Origin of the sequence: Streptomyces sp. NPDC046909, assembly GCF_040644695.1 — a bacterium.
In the GTDB taxonomy this organism is placed as follows: domain Bacteria; phylum Actinomycetota; class Actinomycetes; order Streptomycetales; family Streptomycetaceae; genus Streptomyces.
Window position 1 is genome coordinate 545,686 of record NZ_JBEYXC010000006.1, and the last position, 14,916, is coordinate 560,601.

At 71.3% G+C, this 14,916-nt stretch carries 17 protein-coding genes; 6 read left to right on the forward strand and 11 right to left on the reverse strand.

Going from position 1 to position 14,916, the window contains the following annotated elements; all coding sequences use genetic code 11:
• Positions 1-11: 11 nt before the first annotated feature.
• Positions 12-821, reverse strand: a complete 810-nt coding sequence (locus tag ABZ928_RS23230; protein WP_361522024.1) for a class I SAM-dependent methyltransferase — start codon at positions 819-821, stop codon at positions 12-14.
• An 86-nt stretch (positions 822-907) separates the two neighbouring features.
• Here ABZ928_RS23230 and ABZ928_RS23235 point away from each other — a divergent pair, with 86 nt between their 5' ends.
• Positions 908-1,294, forward strand: coding sequence for a helix-turn-helix transcriptional regulator (locus ABZ928_RS23235; RefSeq protein ID WP_361522027.1), 387 nt, complete (start codon positions 908-910; stop codon positions 1,292-1,294).
• A 15-nt stretch (positions 1,295-1,309) separates the two neighbouring features.
• Here ABZ928_RS23235 and ABZ928_RS23240 read toward each other — a convergent pair whose 3' ends face one another.
• From ABZ928_RS23240 to ABZ928_RS23250, 3 genes are all read right to left on the reverse strand, one after another.
• Positions 1,310-1,912: an ATP-dependent Clp protease proteolytic subunit gene (locus ABZ928_RS23240; RefSeq protein WP_361522030.1), complete on the reverse strand. Its 603-nt coding sequence runs from the start codon at positions 1,910-1,912 to the stop codon at positions 1,310-1,312.
• A gap of 1 nt (position 1,913) precedes the next feature.
• Complete coding sequence (locus tag ABZ928_RS23245) at positions 1,914-2,552, reverse strand: ATP-dependent Clp protease proteolytic subunit (RefSeq protein WP_361522032.1); 639 nt, start codon at positions 2,550-2,552, stop codon at positions 1,914-1,916.
• Between the two features lie 123 nt (positions 2,553-2,675).
• Positions 2,676-3,881: an epoxide hydrolase family protein gene (locus ABZ928_RS23250; protein ID WP_361522035.1), complete on the reverse strand. Its 1,206-nt coding sequence runs from the start codon at positions 3,879-3,881 to the stop codon at positions 2,676-2,678.
• A gap of 124 nt (positions 3,882-4,005) precedes the next feature.
• Here ABZ928_RS23250 and ABZ928_RS23255 point away from each other — a divergent pair, with 124 nt between their 5' ends.
• A complete protein-coding gene (locus ABZ928_RS23255; protein WP_361522038.1) occupies positions 4,006-4,488 on the forward strand; it encodes a VOC family protein in 483 nt (160 codons plus the stop codon).
• A gap of 25 nt (positions 4,489-4,513) precedes the next feature.
• Here ABZ928_RS23255 and ABZ928_RS23260 read toward each other — a convergent pair whose 3' ends face one another.
• The 3 genes from ABZ928_RS23260 to ABZ928_RS23270 all read right to left on the reverse strand — a co-directional run bounded on the left by ABZ928_RS23260 (position 4,514) and on the right by ABZ928_RS23270 (position 7,853).
• On the reverse strand, positions 4,514-5,422 hold the full coding sequence (locus ABZ928_RS23260; RefSeq protein WP_361522041.1) for an SGNH/GDSL hydrolase family protein: 909 nt from the start codon (positions 5,420-5,422) through the stop codon (positions 4,514-4,516).
• 79 nt (positions 5,423-5,501) lie between these two features.
• Positions 5,502-7,160 (reverse strand): ATP-binding protein, encoded by a 1,659-nt coding sequence (locus ABZ928_RS23265; RefSeq protein ID WP_361522044.1) that lies wholly within the window; start codon positions 7,158-7,160, stop codon positions 5,502-5,504.
• An 18-nt stretch (positions 7,161-7,178) separates the two neighbouring features.
• On the reverse strand, positions 7,179-7,853 hold the full coding sequence (locus tag ABZ928_RS23270) for a response regulator transcription factor (RefSeq protein WP_361522047.1): 675 nt from the start codon (positions 7,851-7,853) through the stop codon (positions 7,179-7,181).
• 221 nt (positions 7,854-8,074) lie between these two features.
• Here ABZ928_RS23270 and ABZ928_RS23275 point away from each other — a divergent pair, with 221 nt between their 5' ends.
• The gene (locus ABZ928_RS23275) at positions 8,075-8,476 is read left to right on the forward strand and encodes an STAS domain-containing protein (RefSeq protein WP_361522050.1); all 402 of its coding nucleotides are present in this window, start codon (positions 8,075-8,077) and stop codon (positions 8,474-8,476) included.
• Here the strand turns inward: ABZ928_RS23275 and ABZ928_RS23280 are convergent.
• A complete protein-coding gene (locus tag ABZ928_RS23280) occupies positions 8,469-9,458 on the reverse strand; it encodes a zinc-binding alcohol dehydrogenase family protein (RefSeq protein WP_361522269.1) in 990 nt (329 codons plus the stop codon). The genes ABZ928_RS23275 and ABZ928_RS23280 overlap by 8 nt on opposite strands.
• A 145-nt stretch (positions 9,459-9,603) precedes the next feature.
• Here ABZ928_RS23280 and ABZ928_RS23285 point away from each other — a divergent pair, with 145 nt between their 5' ends.
• Both ABZ928_RS23285 and ABZ928_RS23290 read left to right on the forward strand, forming a co-directional pair.
• On the forward strand, positions 9,604-10,392 hold the full coding sequence (locus ABZ928_RS23285; protein WP_361522053.1) for a VOC family protein: 789 nt from the start codon (positions 9,604-9,606) through the stop codon (positions 10,390-10,392).
• Between the two features lie 38 nt (positions 10,393-10,430).
• Positions 10,431-11,138, forward strand: coding sequence for a ribonuclease H (locus tag ABZ928_RS23290; protein WP_361522056.1), 708 nt, complete (start codon positions 10,431-10,433; stop codon positions 11,136-11,138).
• Here the strand turns inward: ABZ928_RS23290 and ABZ928_RS23295 are convergent, their stop codons facing one another.
• Complete coding sequence (locus ABZ928_RS23295) at positions 11,139-11,963, reverse strand: tyrosinase family protein (protein WP_361522059.1); 825 nt, start codon at positions 11,961-11,963, stop codon at positions 11,139-11,141.
• A gap of 31 nt (positions 11,964-11,994) precedes the next feature.
• Positions 11,995-12,342, reverse strand: a complete 348-nt coding sequence (locus ABZ928_RS23300; protein WP_361522062.1) for a tyrosinase cofactor — start codon at positions 12,340-12,342, stop codon at positions 11,995-11,997.
• Positions 12,343-12,657: 315 nt separating this feature from the next.
• Here ABZ928_RS23300 and ABZ928_RS23305 point away from each other — a divergent pair, with 315 nt between their 5' ends.
• Positions 12,658-13,872, forward strand: coding sequence for an FAD-dependent monooxygenase (locus ABZ928_RS23305; RefSeq protein ID WP_361522065.1), 1,215 nt, complete (start codon positions 12,658-12,660; stop codon positions 13,870-13,872).
• A gap of 51 nt (positions 13,873-13,923) precedes the next feature.
• On the opposite strand, the gene ABZ928_RS23310 is transcribed toward ABZ928_RS23305, so the two are convergent.
• Positions 13,924-14,838 carry an NAD(P)-dependent oxidoreductase gene (locus tag ABZ928_RS23310; RefSeq protein WP_361522068.1) on the reverse strand — a complete coding sequence of 305 codons (915 nt, stop codon included), beginning with the start codon at positions 14,836-14,838 and terminating at the stop codon, positions 13,924-13,926.
• Between the last annotated feature and the right edge of the window lie 78 nt (positions 14,839-14,916).

Genomic DNA, 14,916 nt, shown 5'->3' on the forward strand with positions numbered 1-14,916 from the left:
TCTCCTCCCACCTACCCGATGCGTGCCCGCGCATGCCCGTGGCCTTCGTCACGCGTGGCGACGATCAGTTCGTGGAGGTACCGCTTGGTGACGCCGCCGCCGTACCGGTGGTCGATGAGTTCGCGGATGTCGGCGAGCAGCCCGTGCCGGAGGTCCTCGCGCAGCGCGCGGTGCCCGGAATAGGTGAGCAGGACGTCGATGTACTCGTCGGCGGTGTACGTGATCTCCCGAGGGCACCGGGCGACGGTGAGGCCCGTGAAGGCCGCGGAAGCCTCCAACTCACCGGTGTCCGAGGGAATCTCCTCCGACGGACGCAGGCGCAGACCGGGCGGTGTGGCCGGGTCCCAGCGTTCGTAGCAGCGCTGCGCGTCGGCGAAGAAGCCGGCGGTGCCGCCCGCCACATGATGGGTCACGACGATCGCCAGCCGCCCGCCGGGACGCAGCGCCCGCGCCGCCTTGGACAGCCCCACGGCCGGGTCGATCCAGTGCCAGGCCGTCGCGCACACCAGCAGATCGAAGGGCTCGACCGGCAGCGGCCACGTCTCGAAGTCCGCCACCTCGACCTCGACCAGCGGAAAGTCCCGGAGCCGGCGCCGGGCCACCGCCGCCATGGACGCGCCGAGTTCCACGGCGGTGATCCGGCAGCCCAACTCCGCCAGAGGGACGGTGAGTTGGCCGGTCCCGGGTCCCACCTCAAGGACGCGGTGGCCCGGAGCGAGTGCCGTCAGGCGCACCAACTCGGCCACCAGCGCGGCCGGATAGCGGGGGCGGGCCCGGTCGTAGAGCTCCGCGTCCTCGTCGAACGTCTCCCGCAGTGCCACGTCCGCACCTTCCCGCCTCCGGTGATTCCACCCAGAGCAGAATGCTGATCCCTTCCCCTGGTGTCCACGGCTTCTAGGCTGGGGAGGTGAGCGAAGAAGCGACGAACCAAGCCCGCGTGATCCCCCTCCGCCCGGGGACCGCCCGCCCTGCCGCCGCACCGTCTCCCAGGGAGCCTCTGCTGCGCGATCTGGTCGGAGACGTCCTGCGCCGTGAACGCCTCGCACAGGAGCGCACGCTCAAGGACGTGGCCGAGGAAGCGCGTATCTCCATGCCCTACCTCTCGGAGGTCGAGCGCGGCCGCAAGGAGGCCTCCTCGGAGGTCCTCGCGGCCGCCGCCCACGCCCTCGGACTCGGCCTCGGCGACCTGCTGACCCGGGCCCAGGGAGAGCTCGTCCGGATCACCAGCCGGCACGCGGCCGCGAGTCGCCGGGCGTCCACCTCGTCGTACGACGGACTGTGCCTGGCCGCCTGAGCGGAACCCGGCGCCTCACACCGCCGCGAGGCGCCGGCTGACCACCTCGTCGGCCAGCCCGTACGCCACCGCCTCCTCGGCGGTGAACACCTTGTCGCGGTCCATGTCGGCGCGCAGGGTCGTCGCGTCGTGGTGTGTGTGGCGGGCCAGCACCTGCTCCACCTGGGAGCGGATCCGGACCATCTCCTTGGCCTGGAGGGCGAGATCGGAGATGGAGCCCCGGCTGCCGCCGCTGGCCGGCTGGCCGAGCAGCACCCGCGAGTGCTCCAGCACGAACCGCCGCCCGGGATCCCCGCCGGCCAGCAGCACGGCCGCCGTGGAGGCCGCCTGTCCGACGCAGAACGTCGAGATCGGGGCCTGTACGAACGTCATCGTGTCGTAGATCGCCATCAGCGAAGTGAACGATCCGCCGGGGGAGTTGATGTAGATCGCGATCTCGTTGTCCGGCGCCGAGGACTCCAGGTGGAGGAGTTGCGCGATGACGACGTTGGCGACGCCGTCGTCGATCTCGGTGCCGAGGAAGATGATCCGCTCGGACAGCAGCCGGCTGAAGACATCGGAGGTGCGCTCGCCGTGCGCGGTCCGCTCGACGACGTACGGAATCGTGTAGTTCGCCATGTCACAGCCCCATCCGTCGCTTGGAGGCGGCCGGGCGGACGTCGGCGAGGGACGCCACGACCTCGTCCACCATGCCGTACTGCCTGGCCTGTTCGGCCGTGAACCAGCGGTCGCGGTCGCCGTCGCGGGCGATGGTCTCCGGTGTCTGGCCGGTGTTCTCGGCGAGGAGCCGTTCCATGGTCCGCTTGCTGTGGTCCAGGTTCTCCGCCTGGATCTCGATGTCGGCCGTGGTGCCGCCGATGCCCGCCGACCCCTGGTGCATCATGATCCGCGCGTTGGGCAGGGCGTACCGCTTGCCGGGCGCGCCGCCGCAGAGCAGGAACTGGCCCATGCTCGCCGCGAATCCCATGGCGAGCGTCGACACGTCGTTGGGGATGAGCCGCATCGTGTCGTAGATCGCGAGGCCCGCGTACACCGAGCCGCCGGGGCTGTTGATGTACAGGCTGATGTCGGTGCGCGGGTCCTCCGCGGACAGGATCAGCAGCTGGGAGCAGACCCGGTTCGCGGAGACCTCGTCGACCTGGGTGCCCAGGAGGACGATCCGCTGGCCGAGCAGCTGGGCGGCGAGTTGGTCGTCGAACCGGGAGGGCGGGGTGTCGCCCTCCTCGGCGCGTGGGGTGAGCGTGGTGAGGGCAGTCATCGGTTCTCCTCGTGGTCGCGGGGATGCCGTCGACTCCACTCTTGACCTCGCGGGACGCCCTTCAGCCGTTTCTCTGCCCGCGGCAGATTCGCCGAGGGCAGAGCGTGGTCTTCACGACGGGGCTCAGCCCTTCTCGCGCAGCTGCCGGAAGAACGCCCGTACGTCGTCCACCAGCAGGTCGGGCTCCTCCATCGCCGCGAAGTGGCCGCCGCGGTCGAGCTCCGTCCAGCGCACGAGGTTCTCGGTGCGTTCCGCCTTGTGGCGCAGCGGGATCTGCGGGTCGCCGGGGAAGGCGGCCACCGCGGTCGGTGCGGTCGAGGGCTCGTGCGGGGCGGCGATCCGCTCGCCCTTCGCGTGGGCGCGCTCGTAGTAGATGCGGGCGGACGAACCGGCCGTGCCCGTCAGCCAGTACAGCATCACGTTGGTGAGCATCTGGTCCCGGTCGACGGCCTCCTCGGGCAGCTCCCCGGAGTCGGTCCACTCCTGGAACTTCTCGACGATCCAGGCGAGTTGACCGACCGGAGAGTCCGTGAGGGCGTAGGACAGGGTCTGCGGCCGGGTGGACTGGAGCTGGGCGTAGCCGGCCCCCTCCCGGAACCACGCGTCCCACGAGCGCCACGACAGGAGGGTCCGTTCCCGCTCCTCGGGGCTGAGGGGCCGGAGTTCCTCCTCGGTCGGCTCGGTGGCCGCCTGGGCGCCGGGCAGCAGATTGAGGTGGACGCCGACGACCCGCTCCGGGTGGACGCGGCCCAGCGAGCGGGAGATGGCCGCCCCCCAGTCGCCGCCCTGGGCTCCGAACCGCTCGTAGCCGAGGCGGGTCATCAGCTCGGCCCACGCGTCGGCGATCCGGCGGGCCTCCCAGCCGGTCTCCCGGGTGGGCCCGGAGAACCCGAAACCGGGAATGCTCGGCAGCACGACATGGAAGGCGTCGGCGGGGTCACCGCCGTGGGCCGCCGGATCCGTCAACGGGCCGACGATGTCGAGGAATTCGACGATCGACCCCGGCCACCCGTGCGTGATGACCAGCGGGGTGGCATCGGGCTCGGGCGAGCGGATGTGCGCGAAGTGCACGTGCGCGCCGTCGATCTCGGTCGTGAACTGCGGCCACTCGTTGAGCCGCGCCTCCGCCGCCCGCCAGTCGTATTCGTGACGCCAGTACCGCACCAGCTCCCGCAGATACCCCGACGGAACGCCGTACGCCCACCCCACCCCGGGCAGCTCGTCGGGCCAGCGCGTCCTGTCGAGGCGGTCATGGAGGTCGTCGAGGTCGCTCTGCGGGATGTCGATACGGAAGGGCGTGATGCCGGTACCGGCGGGCGAAGACGTCATGGCGGCGATGCTAGTTCCGAAGGGTGTAGCGGCCACCTGGATTAATCGGCCACGCCACCGATGAGTTTCCGGGCGAGGATCGGTCGACACAGGTGACAGCGTTCCGCACGCCCAGGAGGTACTCATGGCAACCGACGGTTTCACCACGTGTCTCTGGTTCGACGGCCAGGCCGAGGAGGCCGCCCACTTCTACGTCTCCGTCTTCAAGAACTCCAGCATCGGCGAAGTCGCCCACTACTCCGAGGGGATGCCCCTGCCCGCCGGCACCGTGCTGACCGTCGAGTTCACGGCCAACGGCCACAAGTTCCTCGGGCTCAACGGCGGCCCCGAGTTCAAGTTCACCGAGGCCGTCTCCTTCATGATCTTCTGCGAGGACCAGGAGGAGATCGACTACTACTGGGCCAAGCTCACCGAGAACGGCGGCGAGCCCGGCCCCTGCGGCTGGCTCAAGGACCGGTTCGGCGTGTCCTGGCAGGTCGTCCCGGAGCGGCTCCAGGCCATGATCACCGACCCCGACCCGGCGAAGGCGGCCCGGGTGACCCAGGCGTTCATGGCGATGCACAAGTTCGACATCGCGGCGCTGGAACGGGCCTACGCGGGCGAGTGAGCCCGCCGGTCGGACGGGGGGCCGGTCAGCCGACGGGGTGCGCGCCGATGACCCGTGTGATCTCCCTCGCGATCCGCAGGATCCCCGGGGAGCGGACCGCGCAGGGCTTCGGCGTGGCTGTCGTCGGTGCCAGACAGAAGTGCAGATAGTCCTTGTCGAGGTGGAGGGCGGTCCGGTCGCGGTCCGGCTGGGTGCAGTAATCGGCGTGCTCGCGCTCGTAGGCGGTGCACGGCAGGTACTGGACCCAGCTGTAGCGGGCGCCGGCCGCGCTCACCTTCGCTCCCGCGTCGGCGACGAGATCGTGCGAGGCAGCGGCCCGCTCGGTGTAGAGCTCGTTCACGCGGCGGACCCGGTCGGGGGTGATCGGGTCCGGGCCCTGGGCGACCCACACGATCCGCGGCGGATGCGCGCCGCCCGCCGTCGTGATCTGGTCGGTCAGCCGGGCCAGGTCGGCCTTGTACCGCTTGAAGTACGTCGTGGGCCGCTCGGCGTGGGTGATGCCGTCCATGCACCAGGTGTAGCCCCACGCGTTGCCCCAGAACTGAAGCACCACGAAGTCCGGCCGCAGGGAACGGACGAGCGCGGCCGCCTTGTCCCGGTCCGGCACGAGGGACCTGGCGCCGGTGCCCTCCAGGTAGTCGCAGACCGTCGTCCCGGAGTACGGCCTGCTCGTGTACTCGGCGCGCAGATCCCGGCGCAGCTCCTGGCCCAGTACGTTCTGGGCCTCCATGGCGAGGGAGTCCCCGAGATACAGCACCACGGGAGGCTCGGCCGGGGTGCTGGGGCTGCTGCCCGCGGCCCGCTGATGAGTCGTGGCGGCCGATCCCGGGGGCGCCAGGGAAGGCGGGTCCGGCTCGGGGCCCGACGTCGGGTCGGAGCACGCCCCGAGCAGCACTCCGGTCAGCAGCACCCCCACGATCCACGGCTTCCGCATGCAGCAACTCCCGCCCCGGACACCGAAAACGGCTCCCCAGGCAAGCACAGCCGGACACAAGGCGGAAGACGCGTGCCGGTCACTCCTCGTCGAAGCGCTCCAGCAGGTCGGTGAGATCGTTCAGCGGCAGCGGCTTCGCCAGGTGCGCGTCGAACCCGGCCGTCCGCGACCGGGCCCGGTCCATGCCCTGGCTGAACCCGGAGACGGCGATCAGCCGCGGCCGCGTACCGTGCGACCGCCCCCTGATGGCGCGGGCGACCGTGTAGCCGTCCACGTCGGGCAGTCCGAGATCGCACAGGACGACGTCGAAGATGCCGGCCTCGGTGGCGGTGAGCGCGTCGGCGCCGGTGTGGACCGCCGTGACGTGATGTCCCTGGCGTTGCAGCAGGGTCCGATAGGTCAGGGCCAGGTCCGCGTTGTCCTCCACGATCAGGATCGACAGCTGCCGACGCGCCGGACGGACCACCACGGGACGCGCGGGCTCGGGTGCGCCGGGATCGGCGACCGGCAGCGCCACGGTGAACTCGGCGCCCCGGCCCGGCCCTTCGCTGCGGGCCGTGATCCGGCCCCCGTGCAGCTCCACCACCGTCCGCGCCACCGCGAGCCCCAGCCCCAGCCCCTCCGGGGTGTGGGGACCCGCCGGGGCCGCCCGCATGAACACCCCGAACAGTTCCTCGGCCTGACCGGGATCGAAGCCGATGCCGTCGTCCCGCACGGTCAGCCGGGCCTCGCCGCCCCCGGCACCCACCGTGACCTCGGTGTGCCCACCCGGCGGTGTGTACTTCAGCGCGTTCGACAGCAGGTTCGTCAGCACCTGCGCCAGCCGCAGCCGGTCGCCGTCCACGATCACCGGCTCACGCGGCACCCCGACGTCCAGCTTGCGGCCCTCGTGCCCGAACAGCCCGCGGATGTCGGCACACGCGCTCTCGACGACGGACCGTACGTCGACCCGCTCCCGCACCAGCTCCAGACGCCCCGTCACCGCCCGCGTCCCGTCCAGCAGGTCGTTGCTCATCCGCACCAGCGTGCCCAGCTGCCGTTCCAGCACGGCCAGCGCGGGGTGCCCGTCGGGCATGTCGAGGGCCAGCAGCTCGGTGGCCGCGGTGGCCGCCGCGAGCGGATTGCGCAGCTCGTGCGAGAGGGTGGCGATGAACCGGTCCTTGGCCTGCTGCTCCTCCCGCAACCGCCGTCCCGCCGCGTCCAGTTCGGCGTTGGCCCGGTGCAGCTGCTCGTTGACCTCGCGGATCTCCCGGGCCCGCACGAACAGGTCGATCTCCATGCCCTCCGCGCGCATCTGCGCCTCGGCCGCCACCCGCTGCTGCTCCCGCCCCACCCGTCGCACATGCACGAACTCCGTGACGTCCTCCACCCGGTGGATGATGTGCGACAGCCGTCCCTCGGCGTCCAGGACGGGCGAGTTCACCGGACTCCAGTAGCGCTCGGCGAAACCGCCCTCCTCGGTGGGGATGTCGTAGCGCTGGAGCGCCATGGTGTCCGTACGCCCGGTGGCCACGACCGCTTCCAGGGAGCGGCGCAGATTGGCGACGCCGTCGGCCGACGGATCGTCGGGGTTGTCGGGGAACACGTCGAAGATCGGGCGCCCCACGATGTCCCGGTCCGTGCGGGTGGCCGTCAGATACGCGCGGTTGACCTCGACGATGGTGAACTCGGGGGTGAGGATCAGCAGCGGGGACAGGACGGCGTCGAAGAGGCGTCGGAAGTCCGGGGCGTCGGCCATGTGTCTCTCCGAGGCGGCTCAGGGGTCGAGGCGGTAGCCGTAACCGCGGACGGTCGTGATCCGCGGGGCGGGCGCGGGCAGCCGGGCGAGCTTGCCGCGCAGCCGGTAGACGTGCTCGACGACGGTCGCGGGCTGCTGCCAGGCGGCGCCCCAGATCCGCTCCAGGAGCTGCTCGGCCGAGAAGACCCGGCCGGGCGCGGCGGCCAGCAGCTCCAGGAGGGCGTACTCCTTGGGCCGCAGCGCCAGCAGGAAGCCGTCGCAGGAGGCCTGGCGGGCGGCCGTGTCGATCCGCAGGGAGCCGATCTGGAGCACGGTCGGTGCCTCCGGTGGCTGCGAGCGGCGCAGCACGGCACGGATCCGGGCCACCAGCTCGCGCTGCGAGAACGGTTTGACGAGGTAGTCGTCGGCGCCGATCTCCAGCCCGGCCACCCGGTCCGCCTCCGCCCCGCGGCCCGTGATCACGATGACCGGGAGACGGCTGGTCGAGCGCAGCGCCCGCAGCAGCTCCAGACCGCTGCCGTCGGGAAGGCCCAGGTCGAGGACGGCGAGGTCGACACCGCCCTCGTACAGCGTGGCCTTGCCGACCCGGGCGTCCATGGCCCACGTGACCGTGAAGCCCTCCCGCTCCAGATAGGAACGGCACATCAGTGCGAAATCGGAGTCGTCCTCGATCAGGGCTAGGTGCGGACGCATGCCGCATCACCTGGCCCAACCGCTATCCGCTCGTTGTGCAACCTGTGAGCGGGCGTTGATGCCCCGACCATGTGGCGAAGGTAGAACAGTAATCGGCCACGGTTCAAGGGGGAGCCGCCCCGGGGGAGTTCCGGTGCGGGTGCCTGCGGTGCGGGGATGACGAAGTCACCGCAGGCGCCCGCGCCGGAGCGTGCGGCAGGCACGGAACGGGGACGGACGGCTTGCACGAGAACAGGACCGAGCCCGTCGGCACGGCCGACTGGCCACCGGCCGGAGCCCACACGCTGCGGCGCACGGGGGCCGGAGTGCTGGTGGCCGAGTTGCGCGGCGACATGGATCTCGCCACCGCCGCCCCGGTGCGGCTCTGGCTCGACTCTGTCGTGGCCCTCGGCGCACCGGCCTATGTCGTCGATCTGCGCTCCGTCTCCTTCATCGACTCCACCGGAATGAGCGTGGTGCTGCGCTTCCGGCGCCGCGTCATCGAAGGGGAGCACGGATTCGCTCTTCTGTGTGACGCCGGTCAGCTGCGGCTGCTGCGCGCGCACGGCACCGTGGATCTGCTGAATCCTTCCGCCACGCTGGCCGAGGCGATGTCCGTGCTCAGCGTGTCCGGGCTCAGCTGACCAGCACCGCCGCCCCGTCCAAACGCCCGGCCTTGAGATCGCGCAGCGCTTCGTAGGCCCGGGCCGGCGGGTAGGTGTGCGTGGTGGCGCGGACGCCGTACCGGGCGGCGAGCGCCAGGAACTCCCGGGCGTCCTCACGGGTGTTCGAGGTGACGCTGCGGACCTGCTTCTCGTAGAACAGCTCGCTCTCGTAGCGCAGCGGCGGAACGTCGGTCAGATGGATCCCGGCGATCGCCAGCGTCCCGCCCCGGTCGAGGGCGCGCAGCGCCACCGGGACCAGGTCGCCGACGGGGGCGAACAGGATCGCGCTGTCCAGCGGCTCGGGCGGCGGGGCGTAGGCGTCCTGCGCGGAGGCGGCCCCCAGACCGAGCGCCAGCCGCCGGGCCGCCTCCCCCCGCGTCAGTACATGGACGGTGGCGCCCTCGGCGAGCGCGACCTGCGCGCACAGATGGGCGCTGCCGCCGAACCCGTACAGTCCCAGCCGGCCGCCCGGTGGGAGGGCCGCCCGGCGCAGCGCGCGGTAGCCGATGATCCCCGCGCACAGCAGGGGCGCCGCCGCCACGTCGTCGAGGCCGGCGGGGAGCCGGTGGGCGAAGGCGGCGGGCACGGTCGTGTACTCCGCGTAGCCGCCGTCGGCGTCCCAGCCCGTGTACCGGGAGGCCGGGCAGAGGTTCTCGGCGCCGCGCAGGCAGTACGCGCACGTTCCGTCCGTGTGCCGCAGCCAGGCCACGCCGACCCGCTCGCCGACGGCGAAATCGCCGGCCGCCCGGGCCACCACGCCGACGACCTCGTGCCCGGGCGTCACCCCGGGCCGCCGTACCGGCAGGTCACCCTCGGTGACATGCAGATCGGTCCGGCACACCCCGCACGCGGTCACCTTCACCAGGAGCTCGTCGTCCTCCGGCACCGGAACCGGCTTGGGTACGTCCCGCAGCCCGCCCGCCTCGACCGGTCCCGGGTGCACCACGGACCACGCCCGCATCGTCTCGGCAGTCATATGACACCTCGTCTCGCTGACGGCACCTACCAGTCTGAACCGGACCGAATCGTTCGACGCGCGCCCCGACGCGGGGGTGACTAGCGTGAGAAACCCGGACCATCCCCCCGAGTCGGAGAGGGCCGCAGTCATGGCTGTACAACCTGAGGGAACCCCCTGTTGGGCCGATGCGATGTTCAGTGACGTCGAGGGAGCCAAGAGCTTCTACAGCGACGTCCTCGGCTGGACCTTCGGCGAGGCGTCGTCGGAGTTCGGCAACTACACCCAGGCGTACTCGGACGGCAAGGCCGTCGCCGCCGTCGTGCCGCCCATGCCCGGTCAGGAGGGCATGTCGCAGTGGTGCCTGTATCTGGCGAGCCCGGACGCGGCGGCCACCGCGGGCAAGATCCGTGACAACGGCGGCGAGATCCTGATGGAGCCCATGGCGGTCGGCGACTTCGGCACCATGCTCCTGGCAAGCGACCCCAGCGGTGCCGTCTTCGGCGTCTGGCAGGCCGGCGACCACGAGGGCTTCGAGAAGATCGCCGAGCCCGGGGCGTTCGCCTGGGCGGAGGTCTTCACCCGCGAGCCCGACAAGGCGGACGCCTTCTTCCCGGCCGTCTTCCCGTACGCGTCGAAGCGCATGCAGGACGACTCGGCGGACTACCGCGTCTTCCAGCTCGGCGAGAACCCGGCGCTCGGGTGCATGAAGATGGGCGACGAGTTCCCGCCCGAGGTCCCCGCCTACATCAACGTCTACTTCGGGGTCGAGGACTGCGACGCCGCCGTCGACCGGGCCACCAAGCTCGGCGCCACGCTCCGCTTCGGCCCGATGGACAGCCCCTTCGGCCGGTTCGCCGCGCTGAGCGATCCGCAGGGCGCGAGCTTCTCGGTGATCGACATGGCGAGGACCGAGGGCGAGATGCCGTCCTTCAGCTAGCTGACCTCCCCTTGCCGGGCGCCCTGCCCGTCCGTGGCATGATCGGGCCCATGCGTGAACGTGTGGTGGCCGCGTGCGACGGCGCTTCGAAGGGAAACCCCGGACCGGCGGGATGGGCCTGGGTCGTCGCCGACGAGACGGAGACCCCGGCCCGCTGGGAGGCGGGGCCGCTCGGCAAGGCCACCAACAACGTCGCCGAACTCACCGCGCTGGAGCGCCTGTTGGCGTCGGTCGACCCGGACGTGCCGCTGGAGATCCGGATGGACTCCCAGTACGCCATGAAGGCCGTCACCACCTGGCTGCCCGGCTGGAAGCGCAACGGCTGGAAGACGGCCGCCGGCAAGCCGGTCGCCAACCAGGAGCTGGTCGTCCGCATCGACGAACTGCTCGACGGCCGCAAGGTCGACTTCCGTTACGTCCCCGCCCACCAGGTCGACGGCGACCCGCTCAACGACTTCGCGGACCGCGCCGCCAGCCAGGCCGCCACCATCCAGGAGGCGGCGGGCAGCGACCTCGGCTCGCCCGAGCCGCCGCCCTCGCCCGACACCCCGAAGACCGCCCGCCCCGCCAAGGCCAAGTCGCCCCGGCGGAACGGCGGTTCGGGTTCGTCGGGTTCGTCCTCCCGCACGATCAAGGCCAAGTTCCCCGGCCGTTGCCTGTGCGGCCGCCCCTACGCGGCCGGCGCGGACATCGCCAAGAACGCGCAGGGCTGGGGGCACCCGGAGTGCCGTACGGCGGACGCCTGATCAGTCGGTGTCGAAGGTGTAGTGCGCCCGGTGGTCCAGCAGGTCCGCCGGACGTACGTCGTTCCAGGGCTTCATCGTCTCGTTGAGGTCGACGACGTCCGGCGTCCCGCCGCCCGGCAGATACCCGGACTCCGGATGCCTGCGCTGCCACTCCGCCCACAGCTTGTCGACGTAGGCGTGGTGCAGCCAGAACACCGGGTCGTTGGGGGAGACCCCGGTCGCCATCTGGCCGCCGACCCACACATGGACCCGGTTGTGCAGATTGACCCCGCGCCAGCCCTCCAGATGGTTGCGGAAACCGTCCGAGGCGCTGTTCCAGGGCGCCATGTCGTACGTCGCCATGGCCAGCACGGAGTCGACCTCCGCCCGTGTCGGCAGCTCCCGCACCGACGTACCGAGCGAGCGGCGCAGATACGTACGGCCGTCCACCCGCACGGATATGGGCCAGTTGCCGGCGGACGCCGCGAACGGCCCGTCCATCACCTGGCCGTCCCGGCTGCGCCCGGTACCGCCGAGGAAGTCCGGCCCCCACAGCGAGGCGCGCGGAGAGCGGTCGGCGGACCAGTCCCAGTACGGCAGCGCGACCAGGGCGTCCACCGACTGAAGCGCCCGCTCGAATTCGAGGAGGTATCTGCGGTGCCAGGGCAGGAACGACGGTGAACGGTGGCCCGTGCGCTCGCTGTTGTCGGTGTCGGACATGATGAAGGCGTTGTGCGTGGTGACGAAGGCGTCGTAGCGGCCGCTGCGCTTCAGCTCCAGGACGGCGGCGACGAACCGCCGCTTCTCCTCGGCGGACAGGCTCGCCTGGTTCTTGCGTACGGTCATGTGCGGTACTCCAAGGTGCGTGCGGGAGCGGTCAGTTGGCGGGGAAGGGGACGAGCTTCGCGCCCTGGAGTTCGTCGACCGCGGCACGGGCGGCGGCCCGCGGGGTCGGCACCGGGGCGTAGTGGCTGACGACGCTGATCCAGGTCCCGTCGGCGTTGCGCATCACATGCAGTTCGACCCCGTCGATGAACACGGCGTATCCGGTGCCGTGGTGGTGACCGCCCGCCGCGGTGGGCCGGCCCTGTATGCGGCGGCCCTTGTAGACCTCGTCGAAGGTCCCGGGGGAGTGGTCGTGGGCGGCGGCCGGCCGGGCGACGGCGACGGTGGTGGCGAGGGCGGCCGCGGCGGTGAGCGCGCGGCGCCGGGTCAGTTCGGGCATGCGGAGCCTCTCTGGAGTTGACGACTCCGCATGCCTATCGGGCCTGGTGAGAGCGGGAGAAATCGCCCGGCACCGGTTTGCTGTGATCCGGACAATTACCAACATGTCGTACGGGATTGAACAAAGATGATCTTGCTGCGGCGGGGGTGCCGATAGGGGCGGAACGGAAAATTCCTTCCGTCGGAGGGCGTGTTTCGGGTGATCCTTCGCGGGCGGATGCGGCGCGAGTGGCCTGCCTCACCTGGAGAAACTGGCGCGATCGCCTGCTACCCTGCGTCGTCAAATGACCGCTCTGAGTGATTTCCAGGGGTGCGCGTGAAGGTCGCCTGCGTCGGCGGCGGGCCTGCCGGCCTGTATCTGTCGATCCTGCTGAAGCTCCAGGACCCGTCCCACCACATCACCGTCCACGAGCGCGATCCGGAGGGCTCGACCTACGGATGGGGCGTCACCTACTGGCGCGGACTGCTCGACAAGCTCCACGAGCACGACCCCGAGTCGGCGCGCGCCGTCGAGGAGCACTCCGTGCGCTGGAACGACGGTGTCGCCCACGTACGGGATCTGACGACCCGCCATCGCGGCGACGAGGGCCACGGCATCGGCCGCCACCGCTTCCTGGAACTCCTCGCCGCACGGGCCCGCTCGCTCGGCGTACGGCTGGAGTTCGAGCACGGCATCACCCCCCAGAACCTGCCCGACGCCGATCTGATCGTGGCCGGCGACGGCGTCCACAGCGCCCTGCGCACCGCGCACGCCGACCACTTCGGCACCGACGTCAAGGTCGGCCGCAACCACTACATCTGGCTCGGTACCACCAAGGTCTTCGACGCCTTCACCTTCGCCTTCGTCGAGACCGGGCACGGCTGGATCTGGTGCTACGGCTACGCCTTCGGCCCGGACCGCAGCACCTGCGTCATCGAATGCGCGCCGGAGACCTGGTCGGGGCTCGGCCTCGACGGCGCCGACGAGGCCGAAGGGCTGAACCTGCTGGAGAAGCTCTTCGCCGACGTCCTCGACGGCCACTCCCTGATCGGGCGCGCCTCCTCCGACGGCAGCGCTCAGTGGCTGAACTTCCGCACCCTCACCAACCGCACCTGGTCCCGCGGCAACCTCGTCCTCATGGGCGACGCCGCCCACACCACCCACTACTCGATCGGCGCCGGTACCACCCTCGCCCTGGAGGACGCCATCGCCCTGGCCGGAGCCCTGCGCGAGCACGCCGCCCTCCCGCAGGCCCTCGCGCACTACGAGCGGCGGCGCAAGGCCGAGCTCCTGTCCGTGCAGAGCGCCGCCCGCTACAGCGCCCAGTGGTACGAGAACCTCCCGCGCTACATCCACCTGCCCCCGCAGCAGATGTTCGCCCTGCTCGGCCAGCGCCACTCACCCCTGCTGCCCTATGTGCCGCCCCAGCTGTACTACCGGCTGGACCGGGCCGCCGGGCAACTGGAGGGGCTGCGGCGGCTGAAGCGGTGGCTGGGGCCCAGGATCGCGCGCAGTGTGCACGCGCGGAACCTGGACTCCGGCAGGCGCTGAGGGCGCGGCGGCTCCGGCTCCCCCCGGCTCCGCCGCGAACTCCGGGGCGGCTCACCCCAGTTCCGCTGCGAACCCCTCCCGCCACGAGGGGTGGCGCAGCTCCCAGCCCAGCTCCCGCTTGGCCTTGGCGTTGGAGAAGCCGCGCCCCTCGGTCATCATCCCCACCGCCATCTCGCCGGCCAGCAGCCGCGCGAGCCACACCGGCACCCGGCGCGGCGGCTTCGCCCCGGCGCACTTCGCGAGGTGGGGAAGCCACTCGCTGCTGGGCGCCGGTTCGTCGTCGACGATGTTGAACACGCCGTGCGCCCGCTGCTCCACCGCCAGCACGGTCGCGCTCGCCGCGTCGTCGAGGTGCACCCAGGAGACATGTCCGGTGCCGCCGCCGACCAGCGGGAACAGCCGCTTGCGCACCATCATGACCTGGTCGTCATTGGCGCCCGGGCCGTAGAACCCGCCGTAGCGCAGCGCGGCGCCGCCCGCCTTGACGACCGCGTCCTCGAGGTGGGTGATCGCCGTCGTCCCCTCCAGCACCTCCAGCGGATCGTCCTCGGTCTTGACCCATCCGCCCTCGCGCAGACCGTTCATGCTGGCGTGGCTCTGCGCGACGACATGCGAGACGCCGGTCGCCTCCGCCGCGGCCAGCAGATGGTCGATCCCCTCCGTGCGCAGCCGGTTGGTGAGCTCGAAGTAGCGCTCGGCCTTCCGCATGTTCGGCTTGCCGGAGTGGGTCACGGAGAGAGCGGTCATCTGGTGCACGATCGTGTCCGGCCGGGCCGAGGCGACCGCCTCGCCCACCGACCCCGCGTCCAGCCCGTCCATCACGACGCCCCTCGCGCCCAGCTGTTCCAGCAGGCCCAGCTTGGCCGCGCTCGTCGTCGTGGCCGTCACCTGATGGCCCCTGGCCACGAGCTGGGGCACCAGTCGCCGCCCCAGCGCGCCGGTCCCGCCCGCCACGAGAACTCGCATGATCGTCACCTTCCGATGTCGGAGTCCAGCTGTACGTCCCCTGGGACAAGACAGCCGCGCGGTCTGTGACACGGCCCG

Bases quoted from the DNA above. Each gene is read 5' to 3' on its own strand.
- ABZ928_RS23290 (WP_361522056.1), top strand. From the start codon at position 10,431: ATGATCGGGCCCATGCGTGAACGTGTGGTGGCCGCGTGCGACGGCGCT.
- ABZ928_RS23260 (WP_361522041.1), bottom strand. From the start codon at position 5,422: ATGCGGAAGCCGTGGATCGTGGGGGTGCTGCTGACCGGAGTGCTGCTC.
- ABZ928_RS23270 (WP_361522047.1), bottom strand. From the start codon at position 7,853: ATGCGTCCGCACCTAGCCCTGATCGAGGACGACTCCGATTTCGCACTG.
- ABZ928_RS23310 (WP_361522068.1), bottom strand. From the start codon at position 14,838: ATGCGAGTTCTCGTGGCGGGCGGGACCGGCGCGCTGGGGCGGCGACTG.
- ABZ928_RS23285 (WP_361522053.1), top strand. From the start codon at position 9,604: ATGGCTGTACAACCTGAGGGAACCCCCTGTTGGGCCGATGCGATGTTC.
- ABZ928_RS23280 (WP_361522269.1), bottom strand. From the start codon at position 9,458: ATGCGGGCGTGGTCCGTGGTGCACCCGGGACCGGTCGAGGCGGGCGGG.
- ABZ928_RS23245 (WP_361522032.1), bottom strand. From the start codon at position 2,552: ATGACTGCCCTCACCACGCTCACCCCACGCGCCGAGGAGGGCGACACC.
- ABZ928_RS23265 (WP_361522044.1), bottom strand. From the start codon at position 7,160: ATGGCCGACGCCCCGGACTTCCGACGCCTCTTCGACGCCGTCCTGTCC.
- ABZ928_RS23300 (WP_361522062.1), bottom strand. From the start codon at position 12,342: ATGCCCGAACTGACCCGGCGCCGCGCGCTCACCGCCGCGGCCGCCCTC.
- ABZ928_RS23255 (WP_361522038.1), top strand. From the start codon at position 4,006: ATGGCAACCGACGGTTTCACCACGTGTCTCTGGTTCGACGGCCAGGCC.
- ABZ928_RS23250 (WP_361522035.1), bottom strand. From the start codon at position 3,881: ATGACGTCTTCGCCCGCCGGTACCGGCATCACGCCCTTCCGTATCGAC.
- ABZ928_RS23240 (WP_361522030.1), bottom strand. From the start codon at position 1,912: ATGGCGAACTACACGATTCCGTACGTCGTCGAGCGGACCGCGCACGGC.
- ABZ928_RS23295 (WP_361522059.1), bottom strand. From the start codon at position 11,963: ATGACCGTACGCAAGAACCAGGCGAGCCTGTCCGCCGAGGAGAAGCGG.